Below are 16,546 nucleotides of genomic sequence, written 5' to 3' on the forward strand. Positions count from 1 at the left end.
TCAAACGTCTATTCAGGTATTTTAAAAACCCAGCACTTCCTTCAATCGGGTATACCCCGATCTGCTCACAGCCAGCTGAGTGCCGTCATTCAGAAAGACCACATGAGTGTCCTTTCCCATAAGCTCTACTCTCGCAACTTCCTTTAACCGCACAATATACGATCGATGAATGCGTAGGAAATCATCCGGTGGGAGGTGATTTTCATAATATTTCATCGTCTGTTGCTTCAGGAATGATCCTTCATCCGCATAAATCTTTACATAATCATCCTGAGCCTCGATGTACCTGACCTGGTCAATGGCCAAGATGTTGATTTTATTTCCAGTCCTCACTGCAATACGGGATAGCACCTCTGCTTTCTCCTGATGCTGTTTTATCACTTCCTTCATGCCCGTCAGGGTTGACTGGCTTGTATCAAGTTTGGCTTTCGCTTTTTCCAGTGCTACTACAAACCTTTCCTTATCATATGGCTTGAGTAGGTAGTCCACAGCGTTTTGCTCAAAAGCCTTGATGGCGTACTCGTCATATGCTGTACTAAAAATGATTACCGGAGGTTTTTCGATAAGTTCCAGCATCTCAAAACCCGTGAGCTTGGGCATCATCACGTCCAGAAACACGAGATCCGGATTCAGCTCATTGATCTGCTTAAACCCCTCAAACCCATCGCCGCATTCTCTCACAATCTCAACATCATCGTCCTCTTCCAAAAATCCCCGAATGATCTGCCTGGCCAGGTGCTCGTCATCAATGATCAGCGTTCGTATTTTACTCATCTTCATTCAGGTTTAGCGGTATCTTAAGTGTTGCGGTAAACTCTCCCCTTCCTTTTTCTATTTCCACCAGATCATGCCTTCCATACACTAAGCTCATTCGTCTTTTCACATTTTCCAAACCTATTCCTTCCCCTTTAGATGGGATCGACGATGTATCGAAATTGTTTGTGATGCGCAGATAGACCATGTCATCCGATGACTCACATATTAGCCGAATAGTGACCGGCTCCAAGCTATCATATACACCAAATTTTATGGCATTTTCGAATAGCGGTTGCAAAATGAGATTGGGGACTTTCACCTGCGCACACTCCTCTGAAACTTCCTTTTCAAACCGGAGCTTGTCCCCAAACCGCACCTTTTCAATCTCAAGATAGAGGGTGGCATTGTTTATTTCCTGGTCAAGGGGGTTCAATTCACTATTGTCCTTCCCAAGCGAATATCTAAGAAAGTCACTAAGCTTAATCACCATTTCCCTCGCCTTTTTTGGCATAGATTCGGTCAGTGCGCTGATGGAATTCAGGCTATTGAAGATGAAGTGAGGGTTGATCTGAGACTTTAGCATCCTCAGCTCCGAATCCTTCAGGAGATTCTGTAGTTCCAGCTCGAGATTCATGCGCTTTTGCATGTCCTGATAGTATTTTATCAGGTAAAAAATCAGGATGGAAATGCTGTAAAAAAGAGCTCCTATGATCACCCGCCAGATAGTGACGCTGGATATGAAGTTCAGGTATTCCGCATTGTTCAAGAAAAGCATCCTCAGGAGATATCCCGAAATTGACAGCCAAAGTATAATGGTAAGTCCTGCCGCTCCTATATGAGTTCCAAGCAGCGAGAGCTCATCTTTGTTCAAGCCTCCGAAGGTCACGATGAACCAGAAGCCCGGGGCAATAGATCCGAAAATAAGGTTGTAAACCAGGCTATCGGCTATGGAGATGGTGATCGTGAAGTCATAATAGAAATAAAGCACCGAACCATGCACAGCCATGACGATCAACCATATGAGTGCATATAGTTTGTAGCCTGAGCCGCTGAGGATTGGGTGCTTCATAGGTGCTTAGTGAAATGAGGAATAAAAATAAAGAAAGGTGGATTACCCACCTCTCAATTCTGTACCGCCAAAGAGGATCAAGCCTTTTATCCTGACAATTTTCTCCGGATCTGGCGTCACCCCACTGATTTTAGCCCGGGTATCGGAGAAGCCTCCAAACATCACGAAAGCCTCATTGATGATAGTCCAGTCATTGGGAACGATGATTTCATTGCCTCCGAAAATGCACAGGTAGTCTATCAATACTTCCCTTTGTCCGAGTTTCACATCCCGCATGTTCAGTGTAGAACCACCAAACACAGAGCTAATTTTTCCTCCTTTTAGACTTTGTGAAGTGATGGACTTTTCTGAGCCTCCAAATATGGAGGTATCGTCAAAGTACTCATCACCCATGCTGGAAGCAGGACGATTATAGCTTCTTCTCCGCAGAAAGATTGATAATCCAATGGCAATCAGGATAACCGGCCACCAGTCGCGCATCCTATATCGCGGAAAGTCCATGATATCGGGTAGCACAAAGAATGCTCCGATAGCTATAAAAACCAATCCTTCTTTGCGACCGGAAGCCAGCATGCCTCCGCCGGCCACTACAAAGATCATCTCCCAGCTAAAAAGCCAGTGCGGCAAAAATGAAGGGATGAGATCCAGGTTTCTTAGTAAGAAATAGCTTCCTATGGTCACCAGCACTATGCCGAGCCATAATTTCGAGTTTGAATTTTCGTGTCGTGTCATTGCCTTTGAGTTTTAAATGATACTCAAAACTGCATCATGCAATATGGCAAAACCATAGCAAATCGGTAAGCTGCGGTTTGGGTAGGGTTAGTGACGCTTTTAGATCAGGAAACAAAAAAGCCTCCAAATGGAGGCCTTAAAATTTTAATTATCTGGAAGGATAAACCGCTACATCCCCCAGCTCCTCTTCTATTCTCAGAAGTTGGTTGTATTTCGCCATTCGATCAGATCGGGACATGGAGCCTGTTTTAATCTGCCCGGCATTGGTAGCCACAGCGATATCAGCAATGGTGGCATCTTCTGTTTCACCCGATCTATGAGATACCACAGCGGTCCACCCGGCTTTGTGTGCCATTTCTATAGCATCCAAAGTTTCGGTGAGTGTCCCAATCTGGTTCACTTTGATGAGGATTGAGTTGGCTGCCTTTTCTCTGATGGCTTTCTCCAGAAATGTCACATTTGTTACCAGTAGGTCATCACCTACAAGCTGGCATTTATCTCCTATTTTCTCTGTTAGCATTTTCCAGCCTTCCCAGTCATTTTCATCACATCCATCCTCAATACTATCGATTGGGTAATCTTTGACCAGCTTCGCTAAATACTCAACCTGCTCCGCACTGGACCTCTTGATCCCTCCCTTCCCCTCAAATTTTGAGTAGTCGTAAACCCCCTTGCTATAGAATTCTGACGAAGCACAATCCAAAGCGATGATCACATCTTTGCCAGCCTTATATCCTGCCTTTTTGATAGCAGCTAATATGCTTTCGAGAGCTTCCTCGGTTCCACCCTTAAAATTAGGGGCAAATCCTCCTTCATCTCCAACTGCTGTACTTAATCCTTTATCGTGAATGATTGCTTTCAGGTAATGAAAAATTTCTCCACCCATTCTAAGCGCTTCGGTGAAAGTGGGCGCACCTACGGGCCTGATCATAAACTCCTGAAATGCAATTGGTGCATCAGAGTGAGAACCCCCATTAATGATATTCATCATCGGAACAGGGAGCACCTTTGCATTTACCCCACCGATATATCGGTAAAGTGGCAACTGACACGCATCAGCACCTGCTTTGGCAACTGCCAGCGATACGCCTAAAATGGCATTGGCACCAAGCTTAGATTTATTTGGTGTACCATCCAGCTCAATCATCAACTGATCGATATATGTTTGCTCCACCACTAAAAGCCCCTCAATCTCCGGAGCAATGATGTTATTTACATTATCTACAGCCTTTTGAACGCCTTTTCCCATGTATTGAGTCTTGTCTCCATCGCGTAATTCAACGGCTTCACGCTCCCCTGTAGAAGCCCCAGAGGGGACAGAAGCCCTTCCTATGCATCCCGATTCAGTAATGACTTCAACTTCTACTGTTGGATTGCCTCTTGAATCCATTATCTGACGAGCAAAAACACTTTCAATAACGCTCATTATTTATTGTCTTTTATTAGTTGGATGAAATCGTCAAATAGATAGGTGGAGTCATTTGGTCCGGGGGAAGATTCCGGGTGGTACTGTACTGCAAAAGCGGGCTTGTTCTTTAGTCTTAGTCCCTCCACCGTATCATGATTCAAATCCACATGAGTGAGTTCCGCCTCTTTCGAATTCTTCAATGCGTCCATCTCCACGGCAAATCCGTGATTTTGCGAAGTAACTTCGCTAAGGCCGGTTCTCAGATTTTTTACCGGATGATTCAATCCTCTGTGACCGTGGTGCATTTTATAGGTAGGAATCCCCACTGCTCTTGCCAGAATCTGACTTCCCATACAAATTCCAAAAAGTGGCTTATTAGCGGCCAGCACTTCTTTCACTGTATCGGAGGCATAGTCCATCACAGCCGGATCGCCAGGGCCATTGGAAATAAAATATCCGTCAGGATCCCATTTTTCCATCTCCTCAAAAGAAGTCTGAGCGGGAAAAACTTTGCAATGACAGTCGCGCTTGACCAGATTCTTCAGTATTGATTTTTTGATTCCTAAATCCAAAACAGCTACTTTGAATCCATTGTTTTGCTCACCCAGCTCATATGGCTCCTTGGTTGTTACCTGTGTGGAAAGCTCCAGAGCCTCCATACTGGGGACTTTAGCAAGCTCAGCCTGCAAAGCTTCTCCCTCAAGTTCAGAGGAAATGATGGCATTCATGGCACCTTTGGTTCGGATATGCCTTACAATTTTGCGTGTATCTACTCCGGCAATACCAACGGTATTGTTTTTCTCAAGAAATTCTTGAAGGCTTTCATCGGCTTTGGTCCGACTGTATATATGGGAAAAATCGTTGACGACAAGTCCCTTAATTGTTGGCGCATCACTTTCTACTTCTGTATTGATGGCTCCATAGTTACCAATATGAGAGGTGGTATTTACAATGATCTGACCGAAGTAGGACGGGTCAGTGTAAATCTCCTGATAGCCTGTCATACCGGTATTGAAGCATATCTCACCTCCGGAGGTGCCTTGCTTGCCTATCGAATATCCAGTAAAAGTGGTGCCGTCTTGTAGTAATAGTGTTGCTTTTTTTCGCGTGGGGTATTTCATACTGGGGCACAAAAATAATTATGGAAGGGGCAATAAAAAAGCCACTTCGAAAGTGGCTTTAGTCTCATTGCTTCAAACTGCTTTTTTTATAAGATTCTCCAGTGTCTATATCGTAGATCATGATGAAATCATCTTTCTCCATATTTGATGGCATTACTCCTGGAGTACTGAAATACTCCACCTTAGATGCATCATACCATTTTACGTATCCACCGTAAACCGAGGATTCAAAAACCTTATTCCCATTCTGATCTTCAATATAAAAATCCCTCTTAGGAGAAGTATTGTTTTGATCTACTATACTCATATAATACAAAACATACGCTCCGCTTTCATTTTCCACTTTTTCCCAGTCTGACTGAAGGTCAGCCTTTGCTTTCGTATCAGTTTCCTTGGTTACCGTCTGCTTTGAATTCTTACATCCAAGAGTAAAAGAAATGCAAAAAAAGAACGCAATTAAAAATCTCATTTTCTTATGATTACCCTTCGTACAACTGTTTCGTCATTGGCATCCAATCTTAGAACGTAGATTCCATCTTGTAGTCTGGAAACATCAATGCTTGTTTTGCTTTCATCCAGACTACCATTCATTACGATGCTACCTGATTGACTATAAATCCTAAAATCACCATTGATGGATAGCCCTGATTCAAGTCTTAGGATGTCTCTAACAGGATTAGGATAGATGGCTAATGAGTTTTCCAAAACGCTATTGACGATAAGGCTTTCTGCCTCTACCTCACAAGATCCTACAGTAACTAAAACTGAGAATTCACCACCATCACCTACATCTACCGAGATTGTTCTATTGGTTTCGCCTTCAATTATTTCGCCATCTCTCAACCATTGATAAGCATCCCCTAGTGATGCTTCCAAAGTATAAGTACCGTTGTTATTAAAAGTACTTTCTATAGTAGGCTCGTGAAGAGCACCAGTTTCAATAATATCAACTTTTTCCTCCTCTTGTTCTCCATTAACAGGACTGGTGATTGAAAGCGTTACAGTGCTTGTCCCATTTCCAGAATAGGTCACGTTGTGAGGGCCTGGGCCCGTAGCAGTGGCAGGTGAAGCATTATTTCCAAAGTCCCACTCAAAGCTTGAAATTGATCCAGTAGATTCGTTGGTGAATGTTATAACCTGTCCTGCGCATCCACTACCATTAGTGTAGGAGAAATCCGGAACCCCTGGTCCTGGTTCAGGACCATCTACCGTGATATCATCAAGTGCCATTCCTACATCTGTTGTAGCACCATCCGTCAGGAATTGGAATCTAAATGAAACATACTCGTTTCCACCTAAGAAAGATAAATCAGTGCTAAACTCTTCAAACCCACTTGTGCTACCGCTAAAAATTGGAACACTCGCTCCAAATACTGATTGAGGGTCACTGATTTGATTGTACCACCCATCCTCTTCTACCGGATTAAGTTTCTCCCACGATTCGCCTAAATCTGTTGAGTACTGAACAATAAACCCATCCCAATTATCTTCAAAACTAAAATTGGCGAAAAAGCTCAATTCGTAATTTCCTAAGCTTAGAAAATCAAACACCGGCGTATATAGGTAAGCCTCCGAATCATCAACATATTCATCATCCTCTAATCCAGTTACCCAAGCGTTACTCCCACTGTTTGTCCCATTTTTACCACTCACAGAAGAGTTACCTAGCTCAAAAGGAGTTCCTGCTATGTTATCGACTGCAAAATAATTTGGATTGACTTCCAGATTCCCTCCGTCATTCTTTTCAAATGGAATTGGAAGAGAGGGTAGAATAATTATTGAATTGGTTTTTGTGTCGTCTGGTCCTGATGCCGATGTAATTGTCAGCGAAACCTCATAGGTACCAGGGGTGCTAAATGAGTAAGTAGGATTCTCGTCACTTGAAGTACCTGATCCGTCTCCAAAGTCCCAATCGAATGAAGTCGCTCCATTTGATTCGTACTTAAAATCTATATCTCCTCCAACAAATCCGATTTTCTGAACAGAAAAGTCAGCTGTCGGGTTTCCGTAGGTTATTTCAAAATCATCAATTAAAATTCCATCCTGATCATATGGATCTATACCTGAACCATTCGGCTGAGATCCAGTGGATTGTGCATAAAGCAATCTAAAGGCAATAGCATCATTCCCTACCAAACTATTCAAAGTATGTTCAACTTGAAGTGGCCCATCGGTATTGATTGTCCATCCAATTTTTTCAGGAAACAAGTCAAACTCGATAGAGCAACCTGTGTTATCTCCTCTATTGTACCAGTTGCTTACCCCAAAAGCAGGATAAGATGATCCCAGGGTGGTCCAGCTTTCTCCATTGTCCAATGTGTATTGAACCTGCAATGCAGAAGGAGCATTGCAATAAACAATTTCCATCTCCAAGTTGAATTTGAGGCTGTAATTTCCTGGCTCAGTCAAATCGAATGATGGGGTATAAAGGGCAGAACTAAAATCAAATCCGGCATCACCTATAGCCGCATCTAAATCAGTCTTCCACACATTTGTGCCGGATGGTGCTGAGTTTAAATTAAATCCTGGTGCTCCTCGTTCCCACTTATTCACACCGTTGGCCTCTGCTAAAGAGGTGAAATAGTTTGGATTACTCTCAAAGTCTCCACCATCTTCCGGTGCAAAAGGTGGTGTTAAAGATGGAAGGATCGTAATGAAGTTCGATTTAGTCTCAACATCTGCATCACTATCAACTCCTAACGAAACAGTGTATGTGCCTGGGGCAGCATAGGTGTGAGACGGATTTTGATCGGTTGATGTTCCTGCATCTCCAAAAGTCCAGCTCCAATCATCATTAGCATTGGATGAGGCATCTTTAAACTGAACTGGTTGTCCAGCATACCCTACACGTGGTGCGCTAAAATCAGCACTCGCTGCAGAATTTAATATATCACTCGTGTATAAGCCCCGACCATAAGTCGCAGCTACAAGCAATTTATCAACAGGTCGAATTTTTAGCATGTCCGTTCTCACATTTGCAAGGCCCATATTGGTTGGTTCCCAGTCTGGGCCTGCCGATAAGTCATTTGTACTCCAGACACCTAGCTCAGTGGCCAGAAACACCTGAGATCGATCATCTGGATTATAAACACCCCATCTAATTGGCATATCAGGTAGATCGCCTTCCTTGTTTGTCCAGTTTGTACCGCCGTTTGTGGTTTCATAAACCGAGTTTATTCCATAATTACTAAAGGTAGCTAAGAGTTGATCGTCACTTGCCCCAACATCTATGCTGGAAACCCACTCTCCATGGCTTCCAGAATATGATCCAGTAATTTCAGTTGAAGTTGGGCTTCCTGAATTCGCATTGTCAATTATGAAAATTTTTCCTTCACCACCATTAACTCTAACACCAACAAACAAACGGTTTTCTGTATGCGGTGATGCCTTAATTGTTGTTATCTGTCTACTATCTATTGATACATTAATTACCTGCAACGCAGATGGGGTTCCTGAAAGGTTCGTTATTCTGGTCAATTCACCGGTATTCCCTGCTCCATACAAAATATCTGTATCACTATCATACTCAGATGGATTAATGAATCTACCTCTGTTCTGATCATCTGCTATCGAGGTAAATGTCTTCCCTCCATTTTGAGATACTCTGTAAGAATTAAAAACAAAAGAAGTTATTTGAATATCGGAATCATCTTCATCAATAAAACAAAAGCCCCCATCACCCCCTGTAGCTTCTCTAGTATTATTCAAAAAGGCATTGGAAAACTGTTGAGTGCCATTATCCTGAGCTCCTGCAAGAAAGTAGTTTGACTTCTCCTCATTCGCAGCGGCTGCTGCATAAAAGGTAGTGACATTATACCCTTTTACACGCTGAAGAAAATTCGGATTATTTGAATTTCCAATATTGTTTGAATATGAAACGCCCCCATCGTTTCCAAATATTGCCTCATTTGGATACCCTGGTCTAAAAACCATGGCATGCTGGTCTGCATGTACATAGGCGTCACAAAATGACCCAGTCCAGTACGAAACTGGTCTCCAGGTAAAACCAGAATCGTCCGAAGCATGAAGGTCTATACCTCCTACAACAACTTTCTGAGGTTTCTCAGGATGAACGCCTAAGATAAGATCAAAGAAAGCTTGTCCCCTGGTGAAATGATTTGAGCTTTGAGAGCAATTCTGATCTAAATAAAGGGGGATGGTAATCTCCTCCCAACTTGATCCCGCATCCTCACTTTTATAAAACCATGCCACATCGGTGCTTCCTGGGCCTCCATCTGCTACAGCATACAAGACATTGGGGTTGCTTGGAGCAGATGCCATTTCTATTCTTAGTGCGCCAGATGCAGGAGTAATTGTAGTCCATGTGGCCCCATCCGTTACTGACTTGCGTATACTTCCTGTACTATTAACGCCGAATGTGACATAGACTGTCCCATCAGAGGCAATCTCAATATCACCTGCTGATCCTTCAAGCGCTGTGGTCCATGAAGTGCCTCCATTTTCTGAGATTTTTAATCCATCCAATGTGGAAGCATATATCCTGCCTTCATCATCAACAGCAATTTTTTGAATAAAGTAAAAGTCCGAATTATCTGTACTGGAAAGTTGACTCCAGCTATCCCCACCATCGGTGGATTTAAATATACCAGCTCCCCGAATATCATTTGTATATCCAAGCCCGGTGCTAACATAAAAGGTCATTGGGTCTGTTGGATCATAAGCTATGGAGCTTATCGCAAGATTTGTCAGGAAATCATCCACATTTGTCCAACTCATTGAAGCATCGGTGATGTCATCAATATACCATAGTCCTCCACCTATTCCGCCTGCCCATACTTTCTTTGCGCTTGGGTCATTAGGATCGAACAGTAGAGCCCGGGTCCTACCGCCGACGTTGTTAGGCCCTCTTTCTACCCAATTTGTTTCTGAAAGAACAGCCCTCATTTGAGATCGTTGCTGCTTAAGCTGCTCGAAGGCTCTGACGGAACGCTCTACAGGTGGGTAACCTAGTTTAGGATCCAGGGTCATTTCATTGTTCTGCTGGATAGCTAAATCTGGTCGGTCAAATTGTTTACTTTCTTTTTCCTTTAAAATCAATTCACGACCATCAACTTTGGTAGAAGTTGATAAATCAGATTGACCAAAGAAAAAGATGATAAGTAGAATGGAAACTATTGATCCGGAAAGTTGAAGGAATCTTCTCATTTTAAGGTAATTAATGAATTAAAAAGGAGCTAAAATTAAAAAAGGGATTAAGTATTGCCTAATCCCTTACGATATATTTTATATGTCTAAACTTATTTCTTCTCCTCCTCAGGTGATTCCTCTGAAGAATCAGACTGAGGCTCTTCTCCCTCCTCAGATTTCGCTTCCACTTCTTCGTCGTTGTTCCCTGACGTTACTTCCTCAGCTATTTCTTCCTGTACTTCTGCCACCTCAGCCTTTGGAGCTTCCTCCTTTTGGGATTTACCACCTCTTCGTGATCTTCTTGTTTTTGCCTTTCCAACTGATTCGTCTCCAAGAAGCAACTCGTTAAAATCCACAAGTTCCATCATGCACATTTCGGCATTGTCTCCCAGACGAGCACCAGTTTTGATGATTCTGGTATATCCTCCAGGTCTGTTGGCGATCTTCCCGGCTATATTATTGAAAAGCTCCGTTACAGACTCTTTATCCTGAAGGTAAGAGAATACTACTCTTCGGGAGTTAGTATCATCTGTTTTTGACTTGGTAAGAATCGGTTCAATAAATTTTCTAAGCGCTTTCGCTTTAGCCACTGTTGTATTGATTCTCTTATGTATGATAAGAGAAGAAGCCATATTAGAAAGCATCGCACTTCTGTGAGCCGTCTTTCTGCCTAAGTGATTAAATTTCTTTCCGTGTCTCATTATTCTTCCTCCAATTTGTATTTACCAAGGTCCATCCCGAAAGTAAGTCCTTTGTCAGACACAAGTTGCTCCAGCTCAGCCAAAGACTTCTTACCGAAGTTTCTAAACTTCATCATGTCGGATATTTCAAGAGAAACCAAATCTCCAAGTGTTCTTACATCAGCTGCTTTCAGACAGTTATAAGCTCTTACTGACAAGTCAAGATCATTGAGATTGGTTTTGAGAAGCTTTCTCATGTGAAGAAGCTCTTCATCCACCTGCTCGGGCTCACCTGTCTCCTGCGTTTCCAGGATCATATTTTGATCTGAGAATAGCATGAAATGTTGAATCAGAATATTGGCTGCTCCTTTCAATGCATTCTCTGGGTGGATAGACCCATCAGTTTCAATATCGAGCGTCAATTGCTCATAATCCGTTTTTTGTTCTACCCTTGTATTCTCTACACTATACTTTACATTTTTAATGGGAGTATAGATGGAGTCGATGGCGATAAATCCGAAACTCTGCTCTGCTGGCTTATTTTCTTCCGCACTGACATATCCTCTACCCTTTTGAACCGTCAGCTCGATTTCGAACTTTGCAGACTCATCAAGATTACAGATTACATGGTCAGGATTCAATATTTCGAATGACGTAGTTGCTTTTGCAAGATCTCCCGCAGTAAGTTTTTTCATTCCAGAAACACTTACCGTAATAGAATTATCAGCAACATCCTCTATCTTCTTAAAACGAACCATTTTCAGGTTCAGGATTATCTCACTCACATCTTCTACCACTCCCTCAATAGTTGAAAACTCATGCAATACTCCTGGTATCTTCACACCAGTAATAGCATAGCCTTCCAATGAGGAAAGTAGAATCCTTCTCAACGCATTACCTACTGTAACACCGTATCCTTTTTCTAGAGGTTTGAAAGTAAAGAGGCCATGGAAATCATCGGCTTTTTCCATCACCACTTTTTCCGGCATTTGAAATGCTAGGATAGACATATATCTTATTTTTTGAGTGTTTACTTAGAGTACAATTCGACGATCAACTGCTCCTTGATATTCTCAGGGATTTCCTCTCTGCTAGGAGAGTTTAGGAATTTACCAGACATGCTGGCAGAGTCCCACTCCAACCAAGAATAACCTCGAGCATGGGATTTAAGGCTATCAGTAATAGCCTCCAGAGATTTTGATTTCTCTCTTACTCCGATTACGTCGTTATTTTTTAAAGTGTAAGAAGGTACGTTTACAACTTCTCCATTCACTGTAATGTGCTTATGAGAAACCAGTTGCCTCGCAGCTCTTCGTGTAGGCGCAATACCCAAACGGAAAACTGTGTTATCAAGTCTTGCCTCCAGCATTTGAAGTAAGATTTCACCCGTGATTCCGCTCTTTCTTGACGCTCTGTCAAAAACATTAGCAAACTGACGCTCAAGTACACCGTAGGTGTATTTTGCTTTTTGCTTCTCAGCTAGCTGTATAGCGTATTCAGACTGCTTCTTTCTTCTGCCACGTCCATGCTGGCCAGGAGGATACGCTTTCTTCTGAAGCGCTTTGCTTGCTCCGAAGATTGGCTCTCCAAATCGTCTTGAAATTTTAGTCTTAGGCCCAGTATATCTTGCCATTATCTATAACTATTTTATAATATCTTAAACTCTTCTTCTTTTTGGTGGTCTACATCCATTGTGTGGTAGTGGAGTTACATCTTTGATCATAGTAACTTCGATTCCAACATTTTGGATAGTTCTGATGGCAGACTCTCTTCCTGAACCAGGGCCTTTCACGAAAACTTCAACCTTTCGTAAACCAAGTTCATAAGCTTTCTGTGAACATTCCTGAGCTGCAACTTGCGCTGCGTAAGGAGTGTTTTTCTTAGATCCTCTGAAACCCATTTTACCTGCTGAAGCCCAGCTGATAACCTGACCAGTTTCATTGGTAATAGAGATAATAATGTTGTTGAATGACGCCTTGATGTGAGCTTGACCCACAGCGCTTACCGCAACAACTCTCTTTTTAGCTTTATCTTTTCTCTTTTGTGCCATCTATCTATTACTTAGTAGCTTTCTTCTTGTTAGCAACCGTTTTTCTTTTGCCTTTTCGGGTTCTAGCATTGTTTTTTGTATGCTGACCTCTTACCGGAAGACCTTTTCTGTGACGAAGACCTCTGTAGCAACCAATATCCAAAAGTCGCTTGATACTCATCTGAACTTCTCCCTTTAGAACTCCTTCCACCTTATACTTTTCTCGAATGGCGGTTCTTACATTACCACCCTCTTCGTCCGTCCAATCCTGAACTTTCTTGTTTGGATCTACTCCAGCTTCTGTCAGAATTTTCTGAGCGGATGCTTTACCTATACCAAAGATGTAAGTCAAGGCTATCTCGCCTCGCTTGTTATCGGGAATATCTACTCCTGCAACTCTTGCCATAATTATCCTTGTCTCTGTTTAAACTTTGGATTCTTTTTATTGATTACATAAAGCTTCCCCTTTCGTCTGATCACTTTGCAATCAACACTTCGTTTTTTTACGGATGCTCTTACTTTCATTTTCTCTTTATTTAATTCAGCCCTAAGCTGTCTTATTTATATCGATATACGATTCTTCCTTTTGATAAATCATAGGGTGACATTTCCAATTTCACCTTATCTCCAGGTAAAATCTTGATGTAGTGCATTCTCATCTTTCCTGAGATGTGCGCAATCACCTCGTGACCATTTTCTAATTCCACTCTAAACATTGCATTTGACAATGCCTCCACGATCGTTCCGTCTTGCTCTATGGATGCTTGTTTTGCCATTATGCTGCTTGAGTTCTTCCTTTTACTCTACCTGATTTCATCATTCCCTCATAATGCCTCATGAGCAGGTAGCTCTCAATCTGCTGAAGGGTGTCAAGTATTACACCCACCATAATCAATAGAGACGTACCTCCATAGAACTGTGCAAATCCCTGATTTACTCCTGCGATCATAGCGAACGCTGGAAGTATTGCGATGATCGCTAGGAAAATAGCTCCAGGCAATGTGATCCTTGAAAGAATATTGTCTAAGAAATCCGCAGTTTGCTTACCTGGCTTAATTCCGGGCACAAAACCACCATTTCTCTTCATATCGTCAGCAATCTGATTAGGGTTAATGGTGATGGCAGTGTAGAAGAATGTGAATATAATAATCATAATCGCAAACGTCAGATTGTACTGCCATGAAGTAAAATCGGAGAATGTAGTTCCGATATAGTTCGCAAAGTCACTTTCTTCTCTCCAAAGCCCAGCCAACATAGCCGGAAGGAACATGATAGACTGTGCGAAAATGATCGGCATTACTCCGGATGCATTTACTTTCAGGGGAATGTATTGTCTCTGTCCCCCGTATACTTTATTCCCCACCACTTGCTTCGCGTATTGTACAGGGACTCTTCGTACGGCTTGCACCAATGCCACTGTTACCAGTACCACAAAGAACAGCGCCACAAGTTCAAGGATGAAAAGAAGCATTTCGCTCATTCCCCTGGTAATAGCCTCTGCAGCAATACTTCCTGGGAATCTTGAAATGATACCGATCATAATAAGCATGGAAATACCGTTTCCGATACCCTTATCAGTGATTTTTTCTCCAAGCCACATACAAAAGATTGTCCCTGAAGTAAGAATGATCACAGATGTGAATTTGAAGAAGAATGAATTATCCAGAATCGCCGTAGGCTCGATAGCAGCCGAAACGTAGCTGAATCCTTGGGCCATACAAATGGCTATGGTTAAAACTCTTGTTAATTGGTTGATCTTCTTCCTTCCACTATCTCCTTCTTTCTGAAGTTTCTGGAAGTAAGGAACTGCCACTGTCATCAACTGCAGCACAATCGAAGCAGAGATGTATGGCATGATACCAAGTGCAAACACTGATGCATTACTAAATGCTCCTCCCAAGAATGTATCCAGTAATCCAAATATACCTGACGCCTGGCCGGTAAGTTTGGAAGGATCAACTCCAGGAAGAACCACGAAGGAACCGATTCTAAAAATTACCAAGAATCCTATCGTGTTTAGGATTCTGGTTCTTAGCTCCTCAATGGAAAAAATGTTTCGTATGGTATCTATGAATTTCTTCATTATTCAACTACTGTAATTGATCCACCAGCTTTCTCAATTGCTTCCTGAGCGGTTTTTGAAAATTTGTGTGCTGTAACTTTAAGTGATGATTTCAACTCGCCTCTGCCCAATACTTTGATGGTATCGTTTTTCTGAGCAAGTCCATTATCTTTCAGGATTTCAGGAGTGATCTCTTTTAGCTTTTTAGCTTCACTTAGTTTTTGCAGGTCGTCCAGGTTGATTGGTTTGGAAACAACTTTATTGTTGTTTTTGAAACCAAATTTTGGAACTCGCCTTTGAAGAGGCATCTGACCGCCTTCAAATCCAATCTTTTTGGAGTAACCAGATCGGGACTGAGCACCTTTATGACCTTTCGTAGATGTACCACCTCTTCCAGAGCCTTGTCCTCTACCGATTCTCTTTCTATTCTTTGTTGAGCCTTCTGCAGGCTTTAATGATTCAAGTCTCATGTTTACAGCTCTTTTACTTCTACTAGGTGATTCACTGTTTTGATCATTCCGCTGATAGCAGGTGTCAATTCCTTTTCAACTGACCTATTAAGCTTACCAAGACCAAGAGCAACCATGGTTCTCTTCTGATTCTCAGGACGCTTAATGGTACTTTTCTTCTGTGTGATTAATACTTTTCCCATTGTCTTAGCCATTGAAAACTTTATCTAAGGACACTCCTCTTTGCTGAGCAACAGCGAAAGGATCTCTCATTTTATTAAGTGCATCAAAAGTTGCCTTTACCACGTTGTGTGGGTTTGAAGAACCTTTTGATTTTGCAAGCACGTCATGCACTCCGGCACTCTCCAACACTGCACGCATCGCACCACCGGCGATTACTCCCGTACCAGCAGCTGCAGGCTTCAGAAGTACTAACCCTCCACCAAACTTACCAATCGCATCATGGGGTACAGTTCCTTTAAATACAGGTACTCTCACCAAATTCTTCTTAGCATCGTCGATACCTTTGGTAATTGCATCCGTAACCTCGTTTGCTTTTCCAAGTCCGTAACCAACTACACCGTTTCCATCTCCGACAACCACGATAGCAGAGAAGCTGAATCTACGTCCACCTTTCACCACTTTTGCTACTCTTTTGATAGCAACCACTCGCTCCTGAAGGTCGATTTCACTTGCTTTTATAGATCTTATATTGCTTTGTGACATAATTTCCAGTTCTTAGAATTTTAAACCTCCCTCACGAGCTCCTTCTGCAAGAGACCTCACTCGACCATGGTATGGATATCCACCCCGATCAAAAACTACTGACTCAATTCCTACTTTTTTGGCGTTCTCCGCAAGCTTTTTCCCTACTTCCTTAGCGATCTCCACATTCAGGTTCACTTTACCAATTTCCTTAGTTGATGCTGAAGCCAAGGTTTTTCCATTGATATCATCAATCAGCTGGGCGTAGATCCCCTTGTTGCTTTTAAAAACAGAAACTCTAGGTCTGTCAGCAGTGCCGGATACCTTTCTTCGGATACCCAGTCTAAGTCTTTTTCTTCGTGCTGTTTTAGTAATTGCCATATCTTG

The 16,546-nt window shown here is 42.3% G+C and carries 19 protein-coding genes; all 19 read right to left on the bottom strand.

Features of this window, described 5'->3' with window-relative positions; all coding sequences use genetic code 11:
• Positions 1–21 precede the first annotated feature (21 nt).
• The 19 genes from RLN88_RS09655 to rplR all read right to left on the bottom strand — a co-directional run bounded on the left by RLN88_RS09655 (position 22) and on the right by rplR (position 16,540).
• Positions 22–774, bottom strand: coding sequence for a LytR/AlgR family response regulator transcription factor (locus tag RLN88_RS09655; protein ID WP_350221192.1), 753 nt, complete (start codon positions 772–774; stop codon positions 22–24).
• Positions 767–1,825: a sensor histidine kinase gene (locus tag RLN88_RS09660; protein ID WP_350221193.1), complete on the bottom strand. Its 1,059-nt coding sequence runs from the start codon at positions 1,823–1,825 to the stop codon at positions 767–769. Before RLN88_RS09660 ends, RLN88_RS09655 begins: the two co-directional genes overlap by 8 nt.
• Before the next feature lie 42 nt (positions 1,826–1,867).
• Entirely contained in the window at positions 1,868–2,557 is a 690-nt protein-coding gene (locus RLN88_RS09665) for a LiaF transmembrane domain-containing protein (protein WP_350221194.1), read from the bottom strand.
• Positions 2,558–2,705: 148 nt separating this feature from the next.
• Entirely contained in the window at positions 2,706–3,983 is a 1,278-nt protein-coding gene (gene eno / locus RLN88_RS09670) for a phosphopyruvate hydratase (protein ID WP_350221195.1), read from the bottom strand.
• The gene (carA, locus tag RLN88_RS09675; protein ID WP_350221196.1) at positions 3,983–5,086 is read right to left on the bottom strand and encodes a glutamine-hydrolyzing carbamoyl-phosphate synthase small subunit; all 1,104 of its coding nucleotides are present in this window, start codon (positions 5,084–5,086) and stop codon (positions 3,983–3,985) included. The genes eno and carA overlap by 1 nt, the downstream gene beginning before the upstream one ends.
• Before the next feature lie 64 nt (positions 5,087–5,150).
• Positions 5,151–5,555, bottom strand: a complete 405-nt coding sequence (locus tag RLN88_RS09680) for a hypothetical protein (protein ID WP_350221197.1) — start codon at positions 5,553–5,555, stop codon at positions 5,151–5,153.
• Entirely contained in the window at positions 5,552–10,252 is a 4,701-nt protein-coding gene (locus tag RLN88_RS09685) for a PKD domain-containing protein (protein ID WP_350221198.1), read from the bottom strand. Before RLN88_RS09685 ends, RLN88_RS09680 begins: the two co-directional genes overlap by 4 nt.
• Positions 10,253–10,344: 92 nt before the next feature.
• A complete protein-coding gene (gene rplQ / locus RLN88_RS09690) occupies positions 10,345–10,935 on the bottom strand; it encodes a 50S ribosomal protein L17 (RefSeq protein WP_350221199.1) in 591 nt (196 codons plus the stop codon).
• Positions 10,935–11,924 carry a DNA-directed RNA polymerase subunit alpha gene (locus RLN88_RS09695; protein WP_350221200.1) on the bottom strand — a complete coding sequence of 330 codons (990 nt, stop codon included), beginning with the start codon at positions 11,922–11,924 and terminating at the stop codon, positions 10,935–10,937. Before RLN88_RS09695 ends, rplQ begins: the two co-directional genes overlap by 1 nt.
• Positions 11,925–11,944: 20 nt before the next feature.
• A complete protein-coding gene (gene rpsD, locus RLN88_RS09700) occupies positions 11,945–12,547 on the bottom strand; it encodes a 30S ribosomal protein S4 (protein ID WP_350221201.1) in 603 nt (200 codons plus the stop codon).
• 24 nt (positions 12,548–12,571) lie between these two features.
• Positions 12,572–12,964 (bottom strand): 30S ribosomal protein S11, encoded by a 393-nt coding sequence (rpsK, locus tag RLN88_RS09705; RefSeq protein WP_350221202.1) that lies wholly within the window; start codon positions 12,962–12,964, stop codon positions 12,572–12,574.
• Positions 12,965–12,971: 7 nt separating this feature from the next.
• Positions 12,972–13,349: a 30S ribosomal protein S13 gene (gene rpsM / locus RLN88_RS09710; RefSeq protein ID WP_350221203.1), complete on the bottom strand. Its 378-nt coding sequence runs from the start codon at positions 13,347–13,349 to the stop codon at positions 12,972–12,974.
• Positions 13,350–13,351: 2 nt separating this feature from the next.
• The gene (gene rpmJ / locus RLN88_RS09715) at positions 13,352–13,468 is read right to left on the bottom strand and encodes a 50S ribosomal protein L36 (protein WP_089356819.1); all 117 of its coding nucleotides are present in this window, start codon (positions 13,466–13,468) and stop codon (positions 13,352–13,354) included.
• A gap of 32 nt (positions 13,469–13,500) precedes the next feature.
• A complete protein-coding gene (gene infA / locus RLN88_RS09720; RefSeq protein WP_350221204.1) occupies positions 13,501–13,719 on the bottom strand; it encodes a translation initiation factor IF-1 in 219 nt (72 codons plus the stop codon).
• Positions 13,719–15,026: a preprotein translocase subunit SecY gene (secY, locus tag RLN88_RS09725; protein ID WP_350221205.1), complete on the bottom strand. Its 1,308-nt coding sequence runs from the start codon at positions 15,024–15,026 to the stop codon at positions 13,719–13,721. Before secY ends, infA begins: the two co-directional genes overlap by 1 nt.
• Positions 15,026–15,475, bottom strand: a complete 450-nt coding sequence (gene rplO, locus RLN88_RS09730; RefSeq protein WP_350221206.1) for a 50S ribosomal protein L15 — start codon at positions 15,473–15,475, stop codon at positions 15,026–15,028. Before rplO ends, secY begins: the two co-directional genes overlap by 1 nt.
• Before the next feature lie 2 nt (positions 15,476–15,477).
• The gene (rpmD, locus tag RLN88_RS09735) at positions 15,478–15,657 is read right to left on the bottom strand and encodes a 50S ribosomal protein L30 (RefSeq protein WP_350221371.1); all 180 of its coding nucleotides are present in this window, start codon (positions 15,655–15,657) and stop codon (positions 15,478–15,480) included.
• A gap of 4 nt (positions 15,658–15,661) precedes the next feature.
• On the bottom strand, positions 15,662–16,180 hold the full coding sequence (gene rpsE, locus RLN88_RS09740; protein WP_350221207.1) for a 30S ribosomal protein S5: 519 nt from the start codon (positions 16,178–16,180) through the stop codon (positions 15,662–15,664).
• 12 nt (positions 16,181–16,192) lie between these two features.
• Positions 16,193–16,540, bottom strand: a complete 348-nt coding sequence (gene rplR, locus RLN88_RS09745) for a 50S ribosomal protein L18 (RefSeq protein WP_350221208.1) — start codon at positions 16,538–16,540, stop codon at positions 16,193–16,195.
• Positions 16,541–16,546: the final 6 nt, after the last annotated feature.

Source organism: Ekhidna sp. (genome assembly GCF_040223195.1).
In the GTDB taxonomy this organism is placed as follows: Bacteria; Bacteroidota; Bacteroidia; order Cytophagales; family Cyclobacteriaceae; genus Ekhidna.